Below are 16,191 nucleotides of genomic sequence, written 5' to 3' on the forward strand. Positions count from 1 at the left end.
CATCGCTTCGCTGTCCTCGTCACTGTGTTCCCCCTCGTGGGTCGCTGCGTCTCGTGGTGTCCCACCGGCCTGCCGGTGGGCGGGCTCAGTCCAGGACCTTGGTCTCCAGGGCCGGTGAGGCCGCGATCTGTTCCTCGGTGAAGCGTTCGGTCACCCACTGGCCGGCCGAGAACAGCCGGGTCTGGTCGGCGTAGTGGGGCGAGGTCGGGTCGGCCGACTGGGAGTAGGTCAGCAGGGAGGAGGCCTGCGGCGGGCCGTCGGCGGCGAACCGCACCTGCTGGATGAAGCTGGACCCGAAGGTGATGTCCATCTTCCCGTCGACCAGGCCGGGCGTGACGACGTTGAGGACGCCCAGCTCGTGGATCGAGCCGTGGATGGGGATCTGCTCGCCGTTGCGGGTGACCTTCTGGGCGTCCGACAGGGCCGTGTTCAGCGGGATGCCCGCGTTGCGCATGGCGAGGACCGTCCGGGCCAGCGAGTCGCGCACGGCGTTGTTCCCGGGGTCGAGCGAGTTGGGCGTGTGCACCGGGTCCTTGGGATCGAAGGGCACCTTCCACGGCAGCGACTCGACGCCCTTGCCGCCGGCCAGCCGGTACCAGTAGTTCTCGAACAGCCAGGAGCCCCGGCTGTCCGCCGTGAAGTCGTGGCTCTTCCAGGCGGCCAGGATCGGGCAGGCCTCGCTGATGTTGACCAGGTTGCCGTCGACGAGGACGAGTCCGAAGGGGACGTCCTGGCAGCCCTTCACGGTGGCGTTCAGGGCCAGGTCGGCCGCCCTGCTGTTGTCGGCGAACAGCAAGTGGCGCATGTTCTCCGGCGTGAAGCCCCGCCCGGGCAGGCCGTCGGTGCCGTTGATCCGGTTCTGCGCGGTCAGGATCAGTTCCTGGGTGCGCAGCGACCGGGGCGCCGCCGTGTCGCCCATGACGCGGGGGAAGGACAGCGGCTGCTCGGGGTTGGCCAGCCAGGCACTGTCGTTGGCGTTGCCGACGAAGTCGGAGCGGATCAGGCGCGGCTGCTTGCGCGGGTCCAGCAGGCCGGGCGCGACCGCGTTGGGGTCGGCGGGCCAGTCACACGCGCTGCGCTTGCCGTCGAAGATGGAGACCGGCGGGACGTTCGGCAGCCGGAGCGTCTGGTTGAAGAGGATCTTGCCGGTCTCGGTGAGGCACGACTGGGCGTGCTCGTCGGTGATGTTCGGGGTGGCCTGGATGTCCGCGTAGAGCGCGTTGCCCTCGCGGTCGGAGGCGATCGTGTTGAAGAAGGGGACGCCCTGGGTGGTCTCCAGGGTGTTCACCACGTCGTGGACGTCCGTGGCCTGGTCCAGGTGGAACCAGGTGTTCAGGGCCCGCAGGTTGTCCATGTTCACGTCGCGTACGGCGTGGGCGCTCACCACCCAGGGCAGCGGGATGCCCTGGACCGAGGCGGTGACCGGGCCGTAGCGGGTGGACCACATGGTCCTGTCGACCTTGCCGACGGAGCCGTCCGCGTTGAGCACGTCGACGGAGACCCGCTGGGAGGTCATCCTCTGCCAGGCCCCGTCCACGAGGTACATGGTCGGGTTCAGCGGGTCCACCTGGACGTCGAAGAGGCCGAACGGCGCGACCGTGGCGACCGTGTGGCTCCAGGCGACGTCGTCGTTGTGCCCGATGTTCACGGCGGGCAGTCCGAGCAGGCTGGCCCCGGAGACGTTGACCTTGCCCGGGATCGTCAGCTGGCTCTGCCACATGCGGTTCTTGCCCTGCCACGGGAAGTGGGGGTTGGCCAGCAGCATGCTCGTGCCGCCGGACGTGCCCTGCGCGCCGACCGCCAGCGCGTTGCTGCCCATGCTGTCGCTCCGGCTCGCCGCCATCGCCTCGCGGATCCTCCGCCCGGTCTCCCTCGCGCTCTTCGCGCGCTGCGCGGCGGTGGGCGCCTTCGCCGCGGCCGCGGCGGCGGCCGAGGCCCCGGGGGGAGCGGCGTTGACCAGGCCGTCGAGCAGGGGGTCGGCGGTGCCCATGATGATCTCGGCGTGCGCGTGCCGGTAGACGTCGAGCTCGGTGATGGGCCGCACCCAGGCGGCGCCACGGCAGGCGGGGTCGGTGATGTTGCCGACGCCCGTCTCGGCCAGGTACCGGTTGTACCCCTGGACGTAGCCGCGGATGGCCTCCTTGACCTCCGGCTCCGGCCCGTTGGGCGCGGGCTGTTCGAGCAGGCGCTCCACGACCTGGTTGTCGTTGATGCGCTGGAAGTACAGATCGCTGTTGAGGTTGCTGGTGCTGTTCTGGCTCTGTCCGGGGCTCGCCTTGCCCGCGGGGCCCAGATAGCGGGACCGCTGCGCGTTGACCATCAGATAGGTGTCGGCCAGCGTGCAGATGTTGTCCTTGGCCGCCGCGTAGCCATAACCCGTCCCCAGACCTTCCCAGGTCGAGGCGATGATGTGCGGGATCCCGTACTCGGTGTAACGGATCGTCGGCTTGTCCGGCCCCGCCTCGGCGACGGACGGCCCGGCGACCGCCGTCGTCCCCATCACCGCCACCGCGGCCATGACCGCCAGCGGCAGCCTCGCCCTTGATCTCCTCCGCGCCATCGAGCCGTCCTTCCCCTGGGTCGCGGCCTTCGTAGCGGCCTGCGTCCGAACGCGGTCAGGCTAGGGAGGGGCGATGAAATCCCGATGACGCTGCCGGTGGCCGGCCCCGTCGGCAGGCCGACCAGGGTCGACGGGCCGGCGCGTCGTCGGGGCCGGCGACGCCGCCGCTCGTGTGAAGCCGGCTCCGGGGGCGCGCGCCGTCGCGCGCGCCCCCGCGCCCCGGCCGGCGCCCTCGGTTAGCGTCGCGATCCCGCGATCGGAGCGCCGATGTCCTCTCCCTTCCCCACGCGACGCGGCGCCCTGCGCACCCTCGCCGGACTCGGCGGGACCGCCGTCGCCCTGGGCGCCACGGCCTGCGGTCCCGGGGGCGCCGCCGACTCCGGGGCCACCACCGGGCCGAGCGGCTCGGCCGCCTCCTCCGGGGCGGGCGGCGAGCGCCGGTTCGGCGCCGAGTGGGAGAGCCACACCCGTACCTTCATGTCCTGGCCGGCTCTGGCCTCCGTCTGGGGGGACGACCTGCCGTCCGTACGGGAGGACATCGCGCGCATCGCACGCGCCGTCGGGGAGTTCGAGGCCGTGGTGATGATGGCCCGCCCGGAGCAGGTGTCGGCGGCCCAGCAGGCCTGCGGCTCGCAGGTCGAGGTCATCCCGCTGCTGCCCGTCGACGACCTCTGGGCCCGCGACACGGTCCCCGTCTTCGTCGAGGACGGGCGCGAGCTCGTCGGCATCGACTTCGACTTCAACGGCTGGGGCGACAAGCAGGAGCACGCCAACGACTCCCAGGTGGGCCGCAAGCTGCTCGCCCGCTACCACATCCCCCGCGAGCAGGCCCCGCTCGTCGCCGAGGGCGGCTCCTTCGAGACCGACGGCGAGGGCACCCTGCTCGTCACCGAGAGCTCGATCGTCAACGTCAACCGCAACCCGGGGAAGAGCCGGGACCAGATCGAGGACGAACTCGTCGAGACGCTGGGCTTGGACAAGGTGGTCTGGCTGGCGGGCGTCCGCGGCGAGGACATCACCGACGCCCACGTGGACAGTCTCGTACGGTTCACCGCCCCCGGTGTCGTCCTCCTGGACCAGGCGTTCCCGGGCTCGCCCCCGGACTCCTGGTCCCGCTCGGCCGACCAGGCCCGCTCGGTGCTCTCGAAGGCGACCGACGCCCGGGGCCGGCGCTTCGAGATCGTCGACCTGCCCCAGCCCGACCTGGACAAGATCACCGGCGAGGGGCACGACTTCGTGTCCAGCTACGCCAACTTCTACGTCGCCAACGACTCCGTCTTCCTGCCCCGCTTCGGCGACGCGCAGGCGGACGCCCGGGCCAGGTCGATCCTCCAGGAGCACTTCCCCAAGCGGGAGGTCGTACAGCTGCAGATCGACACCATCGCCTCGGGCGGCGGCGGCATCCACTGCGCCACCCACGACCAGCCGGGCAGGCCGGCGGCCTGACGGGGGTGGCACGGGAGGCGGGCCATGGCGGGGGCGCACGGTGGCGCGGAGGGGACGTCGTCGCGCGGGTGGCGCCACACGGCCCCACCTGGCGCCATCCGGACACCACCTCGGCGCCATCCACGCGCCACCTCGCGCCACCCGGAGCCAGATGGCGCCACAATCACTTGCCATGGCGCCATTCTGGTGCCACTATGGTGCACATGGACCTGACCCCCTTCGTCGATCACCTCCGCCGAGAGCTCGCGGTCGCCGCGAGCGCCGGCGGGGACGAGGCCCGCGCCCTCGCCGAGCGGCTGACCGCGCCGCTGGAGTCGGCCGCCCGGCTGACCCTCCTGAACGCGCTGTCCGCCGCCTCGGACGAGATCACCCGCGACCTGGCCCCGGGCTCGGTGGACGTACGGCTGCGGGGGCTCGACCCCGAGTTCGTGGTGACGGCGCCGCCGGCGAACGAGAACATCTCCGTGGACCCCGCGAGCCTCACGACACCTATGGCGTCACCCGTGGCGCCGATGGCGCCAGTGGCGCCCTCCCTGGCGGACGGCGAGGACGGCGCCACGGCCCGGATCAACTTCCGACTCCCGGCCCCGCTGAAGGCCCGCGTCGAGGAGGCGGCCGGCCGGGACGGCCTGTCCGTCAACGCCTGGCTCGTACGGGCGGTGGGCGCCGCCCTGGAGCCGGGCGCCGCCCCGGCCCGGGCGACCCCGCGTCCCTCGGGTCACGGCCAGAGCTACCAGGGCTGGGTCCGCTAGCAGAATCCCCCGCCCCTCCCCCGCACACCGCGCCCCACCTGCGGAAACACCCACCAGAGTCAAGAGGACGGGACAGCCATGCCTTCTTACGAGACCCCCGAGCCCATCACCGCGGTCCTCGAGTTCGAGGTCGCCAACGTGCGGATCACCGCGAGCAAGCGCGGAACCACGGTCGTCGAGGTGCAGCCGAGCAACGGCGCCGACGACGCCGACGCGCGGGCCGCCCAGCAGACCACGGTCACGTACGCCAACCGCGTCCTGAGCCTCAAGGGCCCCAAGAAGCGCGGACTGTTCGGCAAGCAGGGCTCGATCGACGTGACGGTCGAACTCCCCGCCGGCTCCCACCTGCGCAGCACCGCGCCCATGGGCGACTACGTCGCAGAGGGCCCCCTCGGCGAGTGCCGGATCAAGACCTCGTTCGGCGACATCCGGATCGACGAGGCCGCGGCCGTGGACCTGCGCACCGGCTTCGGCGACATCCGGATCGACCGGGCCGTGGGCGACGCCGAGATCCACGGGGCCGGCCGGGTCGACATCGGCGAGATCGAGGGAGCCGCGACCGTCAAGAACGGGAACGGCGAGACGGTGATCGGCGAGATCACCGGCGACCTCAAGGCCAACGCGTCCAACGGACGCATCACCATCGGCGTCGCCCACGCCTCCGTCGACGCCAAGTCCGCCAACGGCGCCATCGGCGTGCAGCAGGTGGCCCGCGGCGTGATCAACCTCCAGACCTCCGTCGGCGACCTGGAGATCGGCATCCGCGAGTCCACCGCCGCCTGGCTCGACGCGCACTCCAAGTTCGGCACGCTCCGCAACTCCCTCGACGCCGCCGAGAACCCCGGCACCTCCGACGAGACCGTCGAGATCCACGCCCGTACCAGCGTCGGCGACATCGTGATCCGCCGCGCCTGACCTCCCCGGAAGGGAGAGCGCAGCCCATGACCGCGACCACCACGGACCGGGCCGGCACCACGGCCCCGCCCGCCATCTCCGCTCTCGGCCTGCACAAGTCGTACGGCGACAAGGTCGTCCTCGACGGCATCGACCTCACCATCCCCGAGGGCTCGGTCTTCGCCCTCCTCGGCCCCAACGGGGCCGGCAAGACCACCACCGTCGAGATCCTCTCGACGCTCGTCGAGCCCGACGCCGGGCGGGCCAGGATCGCCGGCCACGACCTCGCCGACCGGCCCGACGGCGTCCGCGCCGCGATCGGCGTCACCGGCCAGTTCGCCGCCGTCGACAACCTCCTGACCGCCGAGGAGAACCTGCACCTGATGGCGGACCTGCGGCACCTGCCCCGGCCCGAGGGCCGCCGCCGGGCCGCCGCGCTCCTGGAACGGTTCGAACTCACCGAGGCCGCCCGCAAGCCGGTCTCCACCCTCTCCGGCGGCATGCGCCGCAAGCTGGACCTGGCGATGACCCTGGTCGGCGACCCGCGGATCATCTTCCTCGACGAACCGACCACCGGGCTCGACCCGCGCAGCCGCCGCACCATGTGGGAGATCATCCGCAGGCTCGTCGCCGACGACGGCGTCACCATCTTCCTCACCACCCAGTACCTGGACGAGGCCGACCAGCTCGCCGACCGCATCGCCGTCCTCGACAAGGGCCGGCTGGTCGCCGAGGGCACCCCGGACGAGCTGAAGGCCCTGATCCCCGGCGGACACATCCGGCTGCGCTTCGGCTCCCTCGCCGAACTCGACGCCGCCGCCCACCACTTCGGCGCCGCCGCCCGCGACCCCGAGGAACTCACGCTCCGCATCCCCAGCGACGGCGCCATACCGACCCTGCGGGCCGTCCTCGACATCCTCGACGGCGCCGCGCTGGCCGCCGAGTCACTCACCGTGCACACGCCCGACCTCGACGACGTCTTCCTGACCCTCACCGGTCACGGGACCCCCGACTCCACGACGGAGATGGCCCGATGAGCACCCTCACCTACGCCGTCAGCGACTCCCTGACCATGCTGCGGCGCAACCTCAAGCACGCACAGCGCTATCCGTCGATGACGGTCTCCACCGTCATCATGCCCGTGATGATGCTGCTGCTGTTCAACTACGCCTTCGGCGGCGCCATCGGTGCCGGGATCTCCGGCCCCGAAGGCGGCGGCGCGTACATCGACTACGTCGCGCCCGGCATCATCCTGATGGCGGCGACCGCCGGCGCGGTCGCCACCGCGGTCGGCGTCTGCGTCGACATGACCGAGGGCATCGTCAACCGCTTCCGCACGATGTCGATATCCCGCGCCTCCTTCCTCACCGGACACGTCGTCGGCAGTGTCATCCAGACCCTGATCGCCGTCGCCCTGGTCATCGGCGTCGCCCTCGCCATCGGCTTCCGGCCCAACGCCTCCCCCGTCGAATGGCTCGCCGCCATCGGCCTGCTGACCGGGCTCATCCTCGCCCTGACCTGGCTCGCCGCCGGGATGGGCCTGGTGGCCAGGACCCCGGAGTCGGCCAGCAACGCGCCCCTGCCCCTGACCTTCCTGCCCTTCCTCGGCAGCGCCATCGTCCCGACCGACTCCATGCCCACCGGACTGCGCTGGTTCGCCGAGTACCAGCCCTTCACCCCGGTCATCGAGACGCTGCGCGGACTCCTCATGGGCACGGAGATCGGCAGCAGCGGATACCTCGCCCTGGCCTGGTGCCTCGGCCTCAGCCTCGCCGGCTACCTCTGGGCCCGCTCCGCCTTCAGCCGCACGGCCAGGCGCTGACCCCCGCCGCCCCTCACACGGGCCGAATCTCCTCGGTGGCCTTGCGCGGCCGGGGCGTGGGTCTCTAGTCTCTCGCTCGCGCAATGGTTAGGAATATTTCCTAACCATTGCGGGTCCACTCGGATCCGTACGCGACCCGCCCCCCACTGGTGCACCACTTCACCCGAGGACGCCCGATGTCACAGGCACATCAGCACCGTTCCGCGCACCGCACTCCCCGATGGCGCCGTCCCCTCGCGGGCCTCGCCGTCGCCGCCACCGCCCTCACGGGGCTCACCGCGCTCGGCCCCACCGCGGGCGCGACCGCCGCGGCCGACCCCGCCGTACCGTTCGGCAGTCACACCCGGCCGTACGCCGCCGGGACGCTGAAGCCCTCCGGCGCGCAGGCCACGCTCGACCAGAAGGTCGTCGACTACTACACCAAGTGGAAGGCGGCCTTCGTCCGCCAGAACTGCGGCCACGGCTGGTACCAGGTCATCTCGCCCGACGCGGACCATCCGTACGTCGGCGAGGCGCAGGGCTACGGCATGGTCATCGCCGCGACGATGGCCGGCGCGGACCCCGACGCGAAGAAGATCTTCGACGGTCTGACGAAGTGGATGATCGACCACCCGTCGTCGGTCAACCGGGACCTGCTCGCCGCCGAACAGGACAGTTCCTGTAAGAGCGTCGACGGGAGCGACGCGGCCACCGACGGCGACCTGGACGTCGCCTACGGGCTGCTGCTGGCGGACAAGCAGTGGGGCAGCTCGGGGACGTACGACTACAAGGCGCTGGCCCTCAAGCACATCGCCGCGATCAAGAAGGACGAGCTGAACCCGTCGACCAACCTGCTGAAGCTGGGCGACTGGAGCAGCCGGGACGACGAGTACTACTACGTCTCCCGCACCTCGGACTGGATGGTCGACCACTTCCGCGCCTTCCGCGCGGCGACCGGCGACGCCGCCTGGGACACCGTCCGCACCGCCCACCAGAACCAGATCGCGAAGCTGCAGTCCTCGTACGCCCCGAACACGGGTCTGCTGCCCGACTTCGTCGTCAACACGAACACCACGCCGAAGCCGGCCCCGGGCAAGGTCTTGGAGGACGCGAACGACGGCGCCTACTGGTGGAACGCCTGCCGCACGCCGTGGCGCATCGCGGACGACGCCGTGACCAGCGGCGACGCCAAGTCCCTCGCGGCGGCGCGCAAGCTGAACAGCTGGATCAAGGGCAAGACCGGCGGCGATCCGAAGAAGATCGGCGTCGGGTACAAGCTGAACGGGACGCAGATCTCCTCGGGCGGCGAGGCCGCCTTCTTCGCCCCGTTCGCACTCGCGGCGATGACCGACCCGGGCAGCCAGGCCTGGCTGGACGCGCTGTGGAACCGAATGCTGGCGACGCCGGTCGACACCAGCAGCTACTTCTCGGCGAGCATCCAGCTCCAGGTCATGATCACGGCGTCCGGGAACCACTGGGTCCCGTAGCGGCCGCGCACCCCGGGCGACACGCACCACCGCCCGAAGGGCGCGGGCCCGCCCGAAGGGCGCGGGCCCGCCCGGGGTGCCAGGCTGGGGCCGATGGGGGGCACCGCATCGGCGAAGGGAACACCCCGTGATCACCACCGACTTCTCCCCCGGCTCCCCCTGCTGGCTCGACCTGGGCACCCCCGACGTCCCGGCCGCCGCGGCCTTCTACCGGACCGTGTTCGGCTGGGCCTACGAGGCCATGGGCGAGACCGAAGACGCCGGGGACGCCGGGGGCTCCGGGGAGGCCGAGGACTTCGAGGGCGGCATGTTCCGGAAGGACGGCAAGATCGTCGCCGGGCTCGGCAAGCTGACGGAGAAGGGCGCCCGCTCGGCGTGGATGATCTACTACAGCGTCGCCGACGCCGATGCCACGACCCAGGCGGTCGAACAGGCCGGGGGCACCGTCCGGGTGCCCCCGATGGACCTCGCCGAGTGGGGCCGGATGGCGCAGTACAGCGACCCCCTGGGAGGCCAGTTCGCCGTCTGGCAGCCGGGGTCGAACAAGGGCGTCGACCTGGTCGACGATCCGGGCTCGCTGTCCTGGACCGAGCTGTACACGAGTGACGCCGCCGCGGCCAAGGAGTTCTACGGCTCCGTCCTCGGCTGGTGGTACAGCGACATGGAGATGCCGGGCGGCGAGGGCACGTACACCCTCATCACGCCCGCCGGGCTCCCCGCGGAGCGCATGCACGGCGGCCTCCTCCAGCTGCCCTCCGATCAGCTCACCCTCACCGGCGGGCGCCCGTACTGGCACCCGGTCTTCGCCGTCGCGGACTGCGATGCCACGGTCGCCACGGTCACCGGGAACGGCGGCAGCGTGCAGATGGGACCGGCCGACGTGCCGGGCGTGGGCAGGCTGGCCGTCTGTCTCGACCCGGCCAACGCGGACTTCGTCGTCCTCGCAGCCGAAGAGGGCTGAGCCCGCCCTCCCCCGGCGGCACCCCGACCCGCTACCGTACCGACGAGTAGGGGCGGGGTCACCGCCGCGGAGTCTCCGGCGACGAGGGGTGAGGGCGATGGAACGGCAGCGGAGCCTGGAGGAGAGCACGGTGATCGACGCGCCGCCGGCGACCGTCTACGGGCTCGTGTCGGACTTGCGGAACATGGGCCGCTGGAGTCCGGAGTGCCGCTCCGTGCGGGTGCTGTCGAAGACGTCGGCGCGGTCCGGGACGCGGTTCGTGGGCTTCAACCGGCGCGGGCCGTTCATCTGGTTCACCGTGGGCCGGGTGGTCGAGGCGCGGCAGGACCGCGTGTTCGCCTTCGACGTCGGCGTCTTCGGGCTGCCGATCGCCCGCTGGGGCTACCGCTTCGAACCGGAGGGCACGGGCACTCGCGTCACCGAGTTCTGGCAGGACCTGCGGTCCGGCGGAACCCGGGGCAGGGTCGCCGACCTCCTCGGGACGATCTTCGCCGGCACCAACCCGGCCCGCCGGATCGCCCTCAACCGGGCCGGGATGCGCGCCACCCTGACCGCGATCGCGGCAACCGCGGCCCTGACCCGCCCGGGGGCGTGAGGGCCGCAGGCCGGCTCTGTCCCGGCTGAGCGCCGGGGCCCGCCCGGGGGCGTGAGGGCCGCTCGCCCGCCGGTCGCCGGCTCCGCCCCGGCTGAGCGCCGTGGGCCGCCCGGCTGGCCTCCGCCCGCGCCCACGCCCCTCGCGCGCCCCCGGTCAGGCGCCTACTGCCATTCGTCCCACGGCGGGTCGATCTCGTCCTCGTCGAACGGGGGCTCCTCGTCCGGGTCGAAGCTGGGCTTGTCGCCCTGCGGCGTGGGGCGGCTCGCCCGGGTCGCGGTTGCCGCGGCTGCCGGAGCGGCGGTGGCGGGAGCCGGGACCGAGGTCGGGGTCGGCTCGGCGGACGGGTCGGGTGCGGCGCCGGTGTGTTCGGCGAGGGCTTCGAGGACGCCCTCGCCGTACTTGGTGAGCTTGGCCTCGCCGACGCCGCCGACGGTGGCCAGCTCCTCGATCGTGCCGGGCAGCCGGGTCGCGATCTCCCGCAGCGTCGCGTCGTGGAAGACGACGTACGCCGGGACTCCCTGCTCGCGGGCGGCGGCGGCGCGCCAGGCGCGGAGGGCCTCGAAGACCGGCACGGCGGCGGCCGGCAGGTCGACGGGCACCCGGGCGCCCTTCCCGGAGCGGGACCCGGATTCCTTGCGGGACGGTGCGGCGGGGGCCTTCTCCTTCCGCAGGGGGACGCTGCGGCGCCCGCCGAGGACCTCGCCGCTGCCGTCCGTGAGGACGAGCGTCCCGTAGTCGCCCTCCACCGCGAGCAGCCCCTGGGCCAGGAGCTGGCGCACGACGCCCCGCCACTCCGCGGTGCTCAGATCGGCGCCGATGCCGAACACGGTGAGCGTGTCGTGGTCGAACTGGATGACCTTGGCCGTCTTCTTGCCCTGGAGGATGTCGATGATCTGGCCGGCGCCGAACTTCTGGCGCCGTTCCTTGGCCAGCCGCCACACGGTGGACAGCAGCTTCTGCGCGGCGACCGTGCCGTCCCAGGACTCGGCCGGGGTCAGACAGGTGTCGCAGTTGCCGCACGGCTCGCCCTGCTGCCCGAAGTAGGCGAGGAGCCGGACGCGGCGGCAGTCGACGGTCTCGCAGAGCGCGAGCATGGCGTCCAGGTGCGCGGCCAGGGAGCGCCGGTGGGCCTCGTCGCCCTCGGACCCGTCGATGAGCTTGCGCTGCTGGACGACGTCCTGCAGCCCGTACGCGAGCCACGCCGTCGCCGGTGCCCCGTCGCGTCCGGCGCGGCCGGTCTCCTGGTAGTAGCCCTCGACCGACTTGGGCAGGTCCAGGTGGGCCACGAAGCGGACGTCGGGCTTGTCGATGCCCATGCCGAAGGCGATCGTGGCGACCACCACGACGCCGTCCTCGCGCAGGAAGCGCGACTGGTTCGCGGCCCTCGTGGCGGCGTCCATGCCCGCGTGGTACGGCACGGCGTCGACGCCGTTCTCCACGAGGAAGGCGGCGGTCTTCTCGACCGAGGCCCGGGACAGGCAGTAGACGACGCCGGCGTCCCCGTCGTGCTCGGTGCGGATCAGCTCCAGGACCTGCTTGAGCGCGTTGTTCTTCGGGGCGATGCGGTACTGGATGTTGGGCCGGTCGAAGCTGGCGACGAAGTGCCGGGCCTCCCGCAGTCCGAGCCGTCCCGCGATCTCGGCGTGGGTGGCCTCGGTGGCCGTGGCCGTCAGCGCGATCCGGGGCACCTTGGGCCAGCGCTCGTGGAGCATCGACAGGGCGAGGTAGTCGGGCCGGAAGTCGTGGCCCCACTGGGCGACACAGTGGGCCTCGTCGATCGCGAAGAGCGAGATCTTGCCCCGGTCGAGCAGCCGCTGCATGCCCTCGGTGCGCAGCCGCTCGGGGGCCAGGTAGAGGATGTCGAGCTCGTCGGCGAGGAAGGCCCGCTCGACCTCCTGCCGCTGATACCCGTCCTGCGTCGAGTTGAGGAAGCCGGCCCGCACCCCGAGCGCGGTGAGCGCGTCCACCTGGTCCTGCATCAGGGCGATCAGCGGGGAGATCACCACGCCCGTGCCTTCTCTGACGAGTGCCGGGATCTGGTAGCAGAGCGACTTGCCGCCGCCGGTCGGCATCAGCACGAGGGCGTCGCCGCCTGCGACGACCTGCTCGATGATCTCTTCCTGCTCGCCGCGGAAGGAGCCGTAACCGAAGACGCGGTGCAGCACCCGCAGGGCGTCGGAGGTCTCGGGGGAAGCGTCGGTGAGGGCCATTCGAAAAGCCTAGCCGCCCGGACGGACACCCTTGGCCGAGCCGCCGCAACCTGTGGACAACTCCGGAAGCGAGGAGTCCGGAGCAAGGGGTGGTAACGCCGTTACCCACCAGATACGGTGTTACCCATGAGCACGCCGTATCAGGATGCCCAGCGCGTCGGCCAGGACGCCGTACGCACCACGATCCTCGACCGCTCCATCGATCTGCTCGTCTCGGAAGGGCCCGCCGCGCTGACGATGCGGCGGATCGCCGCCGACATCGGCTCGTCGACCAAGGTTCTCTACACCATGTTCGGCGGGAAGGAGGGGCTGATCGACGCCCTCTACCGCGAGGGCTTCGCCCGCCTGCGCCGCGCGCAGGCCGCGGTGCCCCGCGCCGGCGACCCGCTGGTCCACCTCACCCGGCTCGGGCAGGCCTACCGGGCGCACGCCCTGGCCGAGCCGGCCTACTACCGGGTGATGTTCGAGCAGCCGGTGCCGGGCTTCCGGCCGAGCCCGGACGCGCTCGCCGTCGCCGAGGGCGCCTTCGAGACCTCCGCCGCCGCCGTCGCCGCCTGCATGGCGGCCGGGGTCTTCCGGCCCGGCGACACCCACGAGCTGTCGAAGCTGCTCTGGGCCGCCTCGCACGGCGCGGTGAGCCTGGAGATCGGCGGCCACTTCACCCCGGAGGAGGCCGGCCCCCGCTACGACGCCCTGATGGCAGCGGTGGGCCGGGCCTTCCTCGCCGCGCCACCGGGAGCCGAGCCCGCGACCGAGCACGGGCCCGAGACCGAGCCCGGGGCCCTCCCCCCTACCACCGACGACACCGAAGGACGGCCCGCATGACCATCGAGCGACGTCGGCGCAACCGCTACCTCTCCGGGCGCTTCGCCCCCGTCACCGAGGAGGTCACCGCGCACGACCTCCCCGTCACCGGACGGATCCCGGCCCACCTCGACGGCCGCTACTTACGGAACGGCCCCAACCCGCTGGGCGTCGAGGACCCCGCCGCGCACCTGTGGACCCTCGGCGCGGGCATGGTGCACGGCGTACGGATCAGGGGCGGGCGCGCGGAGTGGTACCGCAACCGCTGGGTCCGGTCGGGTGCCGTCGCCGACCGGCTCGGCGAGCGCCGCCGTGGCACGCCGGTCGACGAGCGCCTGGACATCTCACCGAACGTGCAGGTCGCGGGCCTGGCCGGGCGCACCTTCGCGCTCATCGAGGGCGGCATCCGTCCGTACGAGCTCGATTACGAGCTGGAGACGGTGGGCCCCTGTGCCCTGGGGGCGACCCCGCAGGGGTACAGCGCGAACGCCCACTGCCTCTACGACCCGCACACCGGCGAACTGCACGCGCTCGCCTTCCTGTACGGCTCCGACGACGTCCAGCACATCGTGATGGACCCCACGGGCGCGGTGCGGCGCACGACGACCGTACGGGTGCCCGGCAATCCGTACATGCACGACTTCGCGCTCACCGAGCACCACGTCCTGCTCTTCGACTCGCCCGTGGTCTTCAGCCCGGCCCACCTGGCCACCGGAGTGCCGTTCACCTGGGACGAGCGGCGCGGGGCGCGCGTGGGCGTGATGCCGCGCGAGGGCGGGCCGGTGCGCTGGTTCGCGCTCGCGCCGGGCCTGGTGGGGCACACGCTCAACGCGTACGAGCGGGTCGGCGCGGGCGGCCCGGAGATCGTCGTGGACGTCGTGCGGCACGGGGAGGGCTTCGACATCCGGGACATCGGGTCGAGCCGGCCCACGCTGGACCGCTGGACGATCGACCTCACCGGCGGGCGGGTGCGGGAGGACCGGCTGGACGACCGGGTCCAGGAGTTCCCGCGCGTCGACTCCCGGCGTACGGGACGCCCTCACCGCTTCGGCTACACCGCCGCCGTCGAGCTGTACGCGGCGCCCGCCGGCCCGGAGGACGACCGCCCCGAGGAGGGTTTCAGCAACGCCCTGCTCAAGCACGATCTGGTCGACGGGACCACGCAGGCGCACGAGTTCGGGCGGGACGGGACCGTCGGGGAGGGGGTCTTCGTCCCGGCGGAGGCGCCGTCGGCGGAGGACGACGGCTACGTCATGGCGTACGTCTTCTCCCCCGAGCGGGGCGCGAGCGACCTGGTGATCCTGTCCGCCCAGGACTTCACCGGAGAGCCGCTGGCCCGGATCCACCTGCCGGTCCGCGTCCCGCTCGGTCTGCACGGCAACTGGGTCCCGGGCGACGAGTCGACGGCCGCCACCGTGCCGGCCAGGTGAGACGGCGGTTCCCAGGGCCGGAGGCAACTTCGGGGGCCTCCCCCGCGTCCTTCCCCACAGCGGGGCACGGCACGGCACGGGACGACCGGACACGCGGCAGCGCGGCAGCGGGCGGCCACCAGGTATCAGGAACAGGGGACAGGACACACGATGAGCGACAAGGCCCGGATCCTCTTCGACGCGCTCGACCTCGACCAGGACGGCACCCTGACGCGTGCCGAGGTCATCGGCGCGCTGCGCGCCAAGGGCCCGACGCTCGCCGCCCAGGGAGTGATCCCGGTCTGGGGCGTGGGGGACGACGAGGCCGCGTCCGCGCTGTTCGACCAGGCCGACCAGAACGGCGACCGGGTGCTCAGCTTCGAGGAGTTCGCGACCCTGGTCGACCGCCGGTTCGGCTGGTGACGGACCTCAGGGGGTGGTCCGTACGGGGAAGCTGAAGGTGTGGCCCTGCTCCTTGAGCCACGGCAGGACCTGGTCCAGGGCCGCGACCGTCTGAGCGCGGTCGCCGCCGCCGTCGTGGAAGAGGATCGTCGGGCCGTTGGACAGCTCGTTCTTGACGGTGCGGACGATCGAGGCGGTGCCGGGCCGCTCGAAGTCCTTCGTGTCGACGTTCCAGCCGAGCGGGCGCATGCCGGCCGCAGCGGCGATCCGGCGGCTGTCGGGGGTGAAGGCGCCGCCCGGGGCCCGGTAGTACTCGACCTTCGCGCCGCCCGAGGCGTCCTCGATCATCTTCTTCGCGTCCAGGATCTGGCGCTTCTGGTAGGCGACGGACTTCTTGTCCATCGCGGTGTCGTGGTCCATGGTGTGGTCGCAGAGCTTGTGGCCCTCGGCGACGATCCGCCGGACGAGCTGGGGGTGTTCCTGGGCCCGCGGTCCGACCATGCAGAACACGGCCTTGACGTCGTTCTCCTTCAGGATGTCCAGCATCCTCGGCGTCCATCGCGGGTCGGGGCCGTCGTCTATCGTGATGTTGACGGCCGTGCCGCCCGCCTCCGCGGCGTGCGCGATCCCCTCGGGCACCTTCTCCGGGCGCACCTGCGCCGGACCCTTGCCCGTCTCCTTGTCCCGCCCCACGGGCGCGTTCGCGCCCGGCGCCGCGCCGGCGGCCGCCTCGGGGTCCGTCAGCGCGGCGGCACCCCAGGCCGCCAGGCTGAGCCCGATCGCCGACGCCACCACGGCTATGTGCGTGGTGTACTTGCGCTTCTCTCCCATGGAATGCCCACTCCCCGTAGGTTCCTGACCGTATCCCAG

At 72.3% G+C, this 16,191-nt stretch carries 14 protein-coding genes; 11 read left to right on the plus strand and 3 right to left on the minus strand.

Translation table 11 applies throughout. The features are described from left to right. Positions 1-85 precede the first annotated feature (85 nt). On the minus strand, positions 86-2,560 hold the full coding sequence (locus ACZ3ZE_RS07185; protein ID WP_467257826.1) for a penicillin acylase family protein: 2,475 nt from the start codon (positions 2,558-2,560) through the stop codon (positions 86-88). 267 nt (positions 2,561-2,827) lie between these two features. Between ACZ3ZE_RS07185 and ACZ3ZE_RS07190 the strand changes: the two genes are divergently transcribed. The 8 genes from ACZ3ZE_RS07190 (at position 2,828) to ACZ3ZE_RS07225 (ending at position 10,496) form a co-directional block, all read left to right on the plus strand. Continuing rightward, positions 2,828-4,006 carry an agmatine deiminase family protein gene (locus ACZ3ZE_RS07190; protein ID WP_467257829.1) on the plus strand — a complete coding sequence of 393 codons (1,179 nt, stop codon included), beginning with the start codon at positions 2,828-2,830 and terminating at the stop codon, positions 4,004-4,006. Between the two features lie 203 nt (positions 4,007-4,209). Then, positions 4,210-4,758: a hypothetical protein gene (locus tag ACZ3ZE_RS07195; protein ID WP_361170547.1), complete on the plus strand. Its 549-nt coding sequence runs from the start codon at positions 4,210-4,212 to the stop codon at positions 4,756-4,758. A 78-nt stretch (positions 4,759-4,836) separates the two neighbouring features. After that, a complete protein-coding gene (locus tag ACZ3ZE_RS07200) occupies positions 4,837-5,673 on the plus strand; it encodes a DUF4097 family beta strand repeat-containing protein (RefSeq protein WP_361624290.1) in 837 nt (278 codons plus the stop codon). A gap of 26 nt (positions 5,674-5,699) precedes the next feature. Further along, the gene (locus ACZ3ZE_RS07205) at positions 5,700-6,689 is read left to right on the plus strand and encodes an ATP-binding cassette domain-containing protein (RefSeq protein ID WP_361170541.1); all 990 of its coding nucleotides are present in this window, start codon (positions 5,700-5,702) and stop codon (positions 6,687-6,689) included. Next, a complete protein-coding gene (locus ACZ3ZE_RS07210) occupies positions 6,686-7,474 on the plus strand; it encodes an ABC transporter permease (protein ID WP_361170538.1) in 789 nt (262 codons plus the stop codon). The genes ACZ3ZE_RS07205 and ACZ3ZE_RS07210 overlap by 4 nt, the downstream gene beginning before the upstream one ends. Before the next feature lie 176 nt (positions 7,475-7,650). Continuing rightward, on the plus strand, positions 7,651-8,940 hold the full coding sequence (locus ACZ3ZE_RS07215) for a glycosyl hydrolase family 8 (protein WP_467257832.1): 1,290 nt from the start codon (positions 7,651-7,653) through the stop codon (positions 8,938-8,940). Positions 8,941-9,067: 127 nt separating this feature from the next. Next, complete coding sequence (locus ACZ3ZE_RS07220) at positions 9,068-9,901, plus strand: VOC family protein (protein ID WP_361624296.1); 834 nt, start codon at positions 9,068-9,070, stop codon at positions 9,899-9,901. Positions 9,902-9,998: 97 nt separating this feature from the next. Further along, entirely contained in the window at positions 9,999-10,496 is a 498-nt protein-coding gene (locus ACZ3ZE_RS07225; protein ID WP_361170529.1) for an SRPBCC family protein, read from the plus strand. Positions 10,497-10,657: 161 nt separating this feature from the next. On the opposite strand, the gene recQ is transcribed toward ACZ3ZE_RS07225, so the two are convergent. Then, on the minus strand, positions 10,658-12,706 hold the full coding sequence (gene recQ / locus ACZ3ZE_RS07230; protein ID WP_361624299.1) for a DNA helicase RecQ: 2,049 nt from the start codon (positions 12,704-12,706) through the stop codon (positions 10,658-10,660). 126 nt (positions 12,707-12,832) lie between these two features. Between recQ and ACZ3ZE_RS07235 the strand changes: the two genes are divergently transcribed. The 3 genes from ACZ3ZE_RS07235 to ACZ3ZE_RS07245 all read left to right on the plus strand — a co-directional run bounded on the left by ACZ3ZE_RS07235 (position 12,833) and on the right by ACZ3ZE_RS07245 (position 15,342). Then, on the plus strand, positions 12,833-13,531 hold the full coding sequence (locus tag ACZ3ZE_RS07235; RefSeq protein WP_442305210.1) for a TetR/AcrR family transcriptional regulator: 699 nt from the start codon (positions 12,833-12,835) through the stop codon (positions 13,529-13,531). Then, positions 13,528-14,940 carry a carotenoid oxygenase family protein gene (locus ACZ3ZE_RS07240; RefSeq protein WP_363291047.1) on the plus strand — a complete coding sequence of 471 codons (1,413 nt, stop codon included), beginning with the start codon at positions 13,528-13,530 and terminating at the stop codon, positions 14,938-14,940. The genes ACZ3ZE_RS07235 and ACZ3ZE_RS07240 overlap by 4 nt, the downstream gene beginning before the upstream one ends. 150 nt (positions 14,941-15,090) lie before the next feature. Further along, on the plus strand, positions 15,091-15,342 hold the full coding sequence (locus tag ACZ3ZE_RS07245; RefSeq protein WP_361170518.1) for an EF-hand domain-containing protein: 252 nt from the start codon (positions 15,091-15,093) through the stop codon (positions 15,340-15,342). Between the two features lie 6 nt (positions 15,343-15,348). Here the strand turns inward: ACZ3ZE_RS07245 and ACZ3ZE_RS07250 are convergent, their stop codons facing one another. After that, the gene (locus tag ACZ3ZE_RS07250) at positions 15,349-16,152 is read right to left on the minus strand and encodes a polysaccharide deacetylase family protein (RefSeq protein WP_361170515.1); all 804 of its coding nucleotides are present in this window, start codon (positions 16,150-16,152) and stop codon (positions 15,349-15,351) included. Between the last annotated feature and the right edge of the window lie 39 nt (positions 16,153-16,191).

This window comes from Streptomyces sp. NPDC023157 (assembly GCF_055560575.1).

What these genes read in the sequence shown, in the direction of transcription:
- ACZ3ZE_RS07185 (WP_467257826.1), bottom strand. Translation starts at nt 2,560, where the DNA reads ATGGCGCGGAGGAGATCAAGGGCGAGGCTGCCGCTGGCGGTCATGGCC.
- ACZ3ZE_RS07190 (WP_467257829.1), top strand. Translation starts at nt 2,828, where the DNA reads ATGTCCTCTCCCTTCCCCACGCGACGCGGCGCCCTGCGCACCCTCGCC.
- ACZ3ZE_RS07195 (WP_361170547.1), top strand. Translation starts at nt 4,210, where the DNA reads ATGGACCTGACCCCCTTCGTCGATCACCTCCGCCGAGAGCTCGCGGTC.
- ACZ3ZE_RS07200 (WP_361624290.1), top strand. Translation starts at nt 4,837, where the DNA reads ATGCCTTCTTACGAGACCCCCGAGCCCATCACCGCGGTCCTCGAGTTC.
- ACZ3ZE_RS07205 (WP_361170541.1), top strand. Translation starts at nt 5,700, where the DNA reads ATGACCGCGACCACCACGGACCGGGCCGGCACCACGGCCCCGCCCGCC.
- ACZ3ZE_RS07210 (WP_361170538.1), top strand. Translation starts at nt 6,686, where the DNA reads ATGAGCACCCTCACCTACGCCGTCAGCGACTCCCTGACCATGCTGCGG.
- ACZ3ZE_RS07215 (WP_467257832.1), top strand. Translation starts at nt 7,651, where the DNA reads ATGTCACAGGCACATCAGCACCGTTCCGCGCACCGCACTCCCCGATGG.
- ACZ3ZE_RS07225 (WP_361170529.1), top strand. Translation starts at nt 9,999, where the DNA reads ATGGAACGGCAGCGGAGCCTGGAGGAGAGCACGGTGATCGACGCGCCG.
- recQ (WP_361624299.1), bottom strand. Translation starts at nt 12,706, where the DNA reads ATGGCCCTCACCGACGCTTCCCCCGAGACCTCCGACGCCCTGCGGGTG.
- ACZ3ZE_RS07235 (WP_442305210.1), top strand. Translation starts at nt 12,833, where the DNA reads ATGAGCACGCCGTATCAGGATGCCCAGCGCGTCGGCCAGGACGCCGTA.
- ACZ3ZE_RS07240 (WP_363291047.1), top strand. Translation starts at nt 13,528, where the DNA reads ATGACCATCGAGCGACGTCGGCGCAACCGCTACCTCTCCGGGCGCTTC.
- ACZ3ZE_RS07245 (WP_361170518.1), top strand. Translation starts at nt 15,091, where the DNA reads ATGAGCGACAAGGCCCGGATCCTCTTCGACGCGCTCGACCTCGACCAG.
- ACZ3ZE_RS07250 (WP_361170515.1), bottom strand. Translation starts at nt 16,152, where the DNA reads ATGGGAGAGAAGCGCAAGTACACCACGCACATAGCCGTGGTGGCGTCG.